The sequence below is a fragment of the Nocardia sp. NPDC049737 genome (assembly GCF_040674755.1).
Classification (GTDB): Bacteria; Actinomycetota; Actinomycetes; order Mycobacteriales; family Mycobacteriaceae; genus Nocardia.
Genome location: NZ_JBFANH010000084.1, coordinates 1 through 5,131, shown reverse-complemented (window position 1 = coordinate 5,131; position 5,131 = coordinate 1). Strand labels below are relative to the sequence as shown.

The window sequence follows — 5,131 nt, the reverse complement described above, 5'->3', positions numbered from 1 at the left end:
GACGCTCCGCATCTACCTCGACGCCGGACACGGCGGCATCTTCCAATACCACGACAGGTTCGTCGCAGAGGCACTCGAATTCCTGGCTTCCTGAGACCGGCGCGCGCCGAAGTAGGAGATCGCCCGTATGTTCACCGAATTCACCACCCACGACATCGATGTCGAGGGTGTCCGCATTCACGCACGTGTAGGCGGTGAGGGGCCACCTGTACTGCTGCTGCACGGCTACCCCCAGACCCATGTGATGTGGCGTGAGGTGGCAGCAGCGTTGGCGCAGTCGCACACCGTCGTCGTATCCGACCTACGTGGGTACGGCGACTCCGGCAAGCCTGCCTCGGAAACCGATCATTCGTCGTACGGCAAACGCGCTATGGCCGCGGACCAGGTCGGATTGATGACAGCTTTGGGGCACAACCGTTTCGCGATCGTCGGTCACGACCGCGGCGCCCGAGTCGCCCATCGACTCTGCCTCGACCACCCCGAACACGTCGATAGAGCCGCGGTTCTCGACATCGCCCCCACCCGACATGTTTTCGCGAACGTGGACCGCGCCTTGGCAACCGTCTACGACCACTGGTTCTTCCTCGCCGAGGAACCCGATCTGCCCGAAGTTCTCATCGGCGGCGCGCCCGAGTATTTCGTGCGCCGAAAGCTCGACCAATGGTCCGGCCCGGGCGCGGTATTCGACGAAGAGGCGATATCGGAGTACGTGCGCTGCTTCAGCGATCCCGAGGCGATCCGGGCGAGCTGCGAGGACTACCGCGCTGCGGCCTCCGTCGATCTCGAACACGACGAAGTCGACGCCGCGGCAAGCCGTCGCATCACCTGCGCACTGCTGGTCCTGTGGGGCGCACACGGCTTTGTCGGAACTCACTATGACGTGCTCGAGGTATGGCGTCGATACGCCGACGACCTCCGCGGCCACGCTTTGGACTGCGGGCATTTCCTCCCGGAGGAAGCCCCCGAGCAGACCATCGACGCGTTGCGCGATTTCCTGCCGAGCTAGCGGGAGCCCGTCAGGCTGTAGGCGTGAAGAAAGGATTGCAGCTCGTCGTCGCCCTCGACCGTGATCGCGCCGGATTCTATGGCATCGGCTGCATTGATCTCATCGTTCATCAGCGCGATAAGTGTCGAGACATCGGTATTCAGACAGACTTTGGGCAACGTCGGCGCCGTTCCCGGTCGCAAAATGACTCCATCCGCCGAGGGCCCTATCCACGCGGACTCGTCGCCGACGTTGAACTGCACGACGCCGCCGAACCGATCGACGGCATCAGGCTCGGCACGCGCCAATATCCCCTGGACCACCCATTCCGCGCGCGTCATATCCGCGGCGTCGAATGGTGCACCATGCCTGAACCCCCATGCCGCGAGCTGACCGAGCGCCGGCCGCAACTCTTCGCCGACGCTGGTGAGGGCGTAAGCCGCGACCGGCGCCGGCGGCCCGAGCACCGTGCGCTCGATCAAGCCCGCCCCTTCGAGGCTTTTGAGACGACTGGCCAGCAGGTTGGTACCGATGCCCGGCAGTCCCTCGGCCAGGTCCCTGTATCTCCGTGGCCCCATACCCAGGTCACGCAGGATCAGAAGAGTCCATCGATCACCCAGGATGTCGAGCGCACGAGCAAGACCGCAGTTCTGGCCGTACGTGCGAGGTTGCATAACCATAGTATAGTAAATACTTCATTTTTATGTGTCATGGCTGCTGGCAGCCGATCGAACGTTCGCACCATGCCCAAAGAAGCCTGGCCGCCGCTCCCGACTGAAAACGAATCGGGAGTTTCGTCGAATGTCGTGAACGCTGACGAAAACGTTGTTCACGCAGATCGACTCACAGACAGCGCCGAATAGCAGCTCAGTCCGCGAGGAAAGATTTGACTTCTGCCGTGAACTCCTCGAGGTGCTGGAACAGGAATGCGTGGCCGGCGTCGCTGTACAGCACCAACTTGGCCGACGGCAGGTGTTCAACCGCGGAGTACGACGCGAAGGCGTGGATCATGACGTCGTGCATACCGTTGGCGTAGAGCACAGGTTGCCGGATGGTCGCGAGCCCCGCGACAACCTGCTCCCACGGAGTCGCCAACGCCGCGACGATTGCTTGGAGCTGACCCATCGCGGCCGCCTCGCCGACTACCGGGGCGTCGGCCGGCATCACGTCCGAGACCTTGTCGAAGTGTTCGAGCCCCAGCTTCCGAGCCCCTTCGGTTTCGGGATAGAACAGGTACAACATGTCATCGAGGTCGGCATCCGGCTTGGCCATGATTCCGAGGACCCGCTCGCTCATGGTCGGCATGTTGGGGGCGAGGCCCGATCCACTGCCCGCAACGATCAACTTGCGGACGAGATCGGGTCGGGTGAGCGTGACCGCCTGCGCGACGACACCACCGAAGGACCACCCGAGAAGGTCGACCTCGGTCAGCCCCAGCGCTTCGATGAATTCGATCGTGCCCGCGGTGAATCCCTCGACGGTGGTGAGAGCTTCACCGCCGGTGTATCCGATACCGATGTTGTCGAACAGGATGACGTCGCGCTCGGCGGCGAGGATGTCGAGGAACTCCGGATCCCACCAGTCGACGGTGGCACGGAAGCGGTGCCCGAGCACGAGCGGAACTCCGCCGCGCGGGCCCATGCGGCGGTAGGTGAAACGACCCGACGCGGCATCGACATGCAGGTTCTCGGCGGTGTTGACAGGTGTGTAGGTACTCATATCGTTCTCCTCGGGTGTGGTGCGGGATCGGTTGCGCGACTACCAGCTGCGGGATGAAAAATCTTGCGGCTCAGGCGATCTCCGCGAGACTCGGATAGTCGGTGTACCCGCGCGAGTCGCCGCCGTACAGGGTGGTGAAGTCCACCGCGTTCAGCTCCGCGCCAGTGCGCCAACGCTCTACGAGATCGGGATTGGCGAGGAAGGCACGCCCGACGACAACGGCGTCAGCCACGCCCTTGTCCAGCAGCTCCTCGACCGTCTCCAGCGACGTCGCCACCGGTGTGGCACCGAGGTTCAGCAGCACCGAGCCGCCGAATCGCGTGCGGAGGTCGCGGACGAGCGGTTCGAGAGACTCGAACGGACTGGCCAAAATGCTCAGGTACGCCGGACCTAACGGCGCGATCCCATCTACGACCGTCTGATAGGTCTGGTCGAGGTCGGCACCAGGCACCTCGCCGATGCCGTTCAACTGATGGCCGGGCGAGAGCCGCAGGCCGACACGGTCAGCGCCGATCGCCTCGGCGACTGCCCTGACCACGTCGATGACGAACCGAGCCCGATTCGCCGGCGTGCCGCCGAATTCGTCGTCGCGGAGGTTGACCGTCGGATCGAGGAACTGGTGCAGCAGATAGCCGTTCGCACCGTGGATCTCGACGCCGTCGAGACCGGCACGGATCGCGTTGCGGGCGGCCTCGACGAACTCGGCGATGATTCCGGCGATTTCACCGGTCTCGATGGCCCGGGGCACATCGTGATCGACCATGCCGGTCAGCGTGAATATCTGGCCTGGAGCTTGGACAGCGCTGGGCGAGATCGTGTCGACACCGCCCTTGTTGCTGGCATGAGCGACCCGCCCGACGTGCATCAACTGAGCCACGATCGTGCCGCCGGCGCCGTGAACGCCATCGGCGACGAGGCGCCATCCGGCGACCTGTTCGTCGGTGTAGAGCCCGGGCACAGTGGGGTAGCCCTGGCCGACGGCACTGGGTGCAGTGCCCTCCGTGACGATGAGCCCGGCTTCGGCTCGTTGGGTGTAGTACTCGGCGTTCATCGCCGTGGGCACGTTGCCTTCCCCCGCGCGGCTACGAGTCAGTGGCGCCATAACGAAAGACTGCGGCAGGTCCCAAGGTCCGATCCGTACCGGTTTGAAAGCAACAGACATGCGGTGATCCTCCTGATTAGGGGCTGGGATGACGAACGACGACAGCACTGCAGCTGATTGTCACTTTAAAAAACGATAGTCTTTAGTATCTGATTTAGCAACGCCGCAGATGGCAGGTACTTCAATGTCTAGCGACGTTTACGTAAGTCGAGCGGCGACATGGACGCCCATTGCGAAAGGCGCGCCATCCGGGTAGCTTCACTAAAGTACACCGAACGGTTTACTTAATCCAGGAGGACAGCATGACTTCGCTCGCCGATCAAACGGTGCTCGTCACCGGAGCCAACCGCGGCATGGGCCGCGAGTACGTCGAGCAACTACTCGGCCGTGGTGTGGCGAGGGTCTACGCCGCCGCCCGCGACCCACAGACAATCCACGTGGCGGACCCACGCATCGTTCCGCTGCAGCTCGATGTCACGAATGCGATGTCGATCGCCGAAGCGGCCGCGACCGCAACCGATGTCAGCGTTCTGATCAACAACGCCGGTATCGCCCGCGGGGCCTCGGTGCTCGACCGGTCCACGGCCATGCTTCGCGCGGAGCTCGAGACGAACCTGTTCGGTCCACTTGCGCTGGCTTCCGCATTCGCCGATCGAATCGCCGAGCGTTCCGGCGCCATCGTCAACGTCTCGTCGGTTCTCGCATGGCTTCCCATCGGCGCGAGCTATGGCGTATCGAAGGCGGCGATGTGGAGCGCCACGGACTCGATGCGCACCGAACTCGCCCCACGCGGGGTCCAGGTGGTGGGCGTCTACATGGGACTCGTCGACACCGACATGGGCAAGTTCTCGGATTCGCCGAAGTCCGATCCCGCAGATGTCGTTCGCCAGGTACTCGATGGCATCGAGTCCGGCGATGCGGAGGTACTGGCCGACGAGCTCAGCCGCCAGGCACGCACCTGGTTGAGCGACCCCGTGCAGGAACGGGTCGCGCAGCTGATGAGCAGCTGAGGGACGCCGACGCGGCGTGTGTCGCGGATGAGCATTGAAGCTCATCCACTCACAGAGCCGCTGTGAACTCCCGGGTGGTGGCCGCGAATGCCGTGAACAACTTCGGAAGACCTGTCCCCTTGCCCAGCACGCGGGCCGCACCGACGCGGCGGGCCTCCGCCAAGGTGACCGCGCCCATGGTCAACGCGATGAAGGTTGCGGACGAACAGTGGAGCCTGACCGGCGACTCCGACTCTGATTCCCCGGACGCCACCGACAGCGCAGACTCGCGAACGCTCATCGTGAAGACCTCGGGAGTGTGTACGACGCACACGA

At 63.8% G+C, this 5,131-nt stretch carries 6 protein-coding genes and 1 pseudogene; 3 read left to right on the top strand and 4 right to left on the bottom strand.

The window, feature by feature from the left end:
• Together AB0J47_RS42065 and AB0J47_RS42060 are read left to right on the top strand one after the other, a co-directional pair.
• A pseudogene (locus AB0J47_RS42065) lies at positions 1-94 on the top strand (alpha/beta hydrolase); the annotation flags it as partial.
• Between the two features lie 33 nt (positions 95-127).
• Positions 128-1,006 carry an alpha/beta hydrolase gene (locus AB0J47_RS42060; RefSeq protein WP_364360247.1) on the top strand — a complete coding sequence of 293 codons (879 nt, stop codon included), beginning with the start codon at positions 128-130 and terminating at the stop codon, positions 1,004-1,006.
• Here the strand turns inward: AB0J47_RS42060 and AB0J47_RS42055 are convergent.
• The 3 genes from AB0J47_RS42055 to AB0J47_RS42045 form a co-directional block, all read right to left on the bottom strand.
• Positions 1,003-1,659, bottom strand: coding sequence for a helix-turn-helix domain-containing protein (locus AB0J47_RS42055; RefSeq protein ID WP_364360244.1), 657 nt, complete (start codon positions 1,657-1,659; stop codon positions 1,003-1,005). The two genes, AB0J47_RS42060 and AB0J47_RS42055, sit on opposite strands and share 4 nt — an antisense overlap.
• 193 nt (positions 1,660-1,852) lie before the next feature.
• Positions 1,853-2,704 carry an alpha/beta hydrolase gene (locus AB0J47_RS42050; RefSeq protein ID WP_364360241.1) on the bottom strand — a complete coding sequence of 284 codons (852 nt, stop codon included), beginning with the start codon at positions 2,702-2,704 and terminating at the stop codon, positions 1,853-1,855.
• A 70-nt stretch (positions 2,705-2,774) separates the two neighbouring features.
• Positions 2,775-3,866 carry an alkene reductase gene (locus AB0J47_RS42045; RefSeq protein ID WP_364360238.1) on the bottom strand — a complete coding sequence of 364 codons (1,092 nt, stop codon included), beginning with the start codon at positions 3,864-3,866 and terminating at the stop codon, positions 2,775-2,777.
• A 242-nt stretch (positions 3,867-4,108) separates the two neighbouring features.
• Between AB0J47_RS42045 and AB0J47_RS42040 the strand changes: the two genes are divergently transcribed.
• Positions 4,109-4,816 carry an SDR family oxidoreductase gene (locus AB0J47_RS42040; RefSeq protein ID WP_364360235.1) on the top strand — a complete coding sequence of 236 codons (708 nt, stop codon included), beginning with the start codon at positions 4,109-4,111 and terminating at the stop codon, positions 4,814-4,816.
• Positions 4,817-4,865: 49 nt separating this feature from the next.
• Here the strand turns inward: AB0J47_RS42040 and AB0J47_RS42035 are convergent.
• The coding region (locus tag AB0J47_RS42035; protein ID WP_364360232.1) for a hypothetical protein at positions 4,866-5,131 on the bottom strand (266 nt) is incomplete at its 5' end.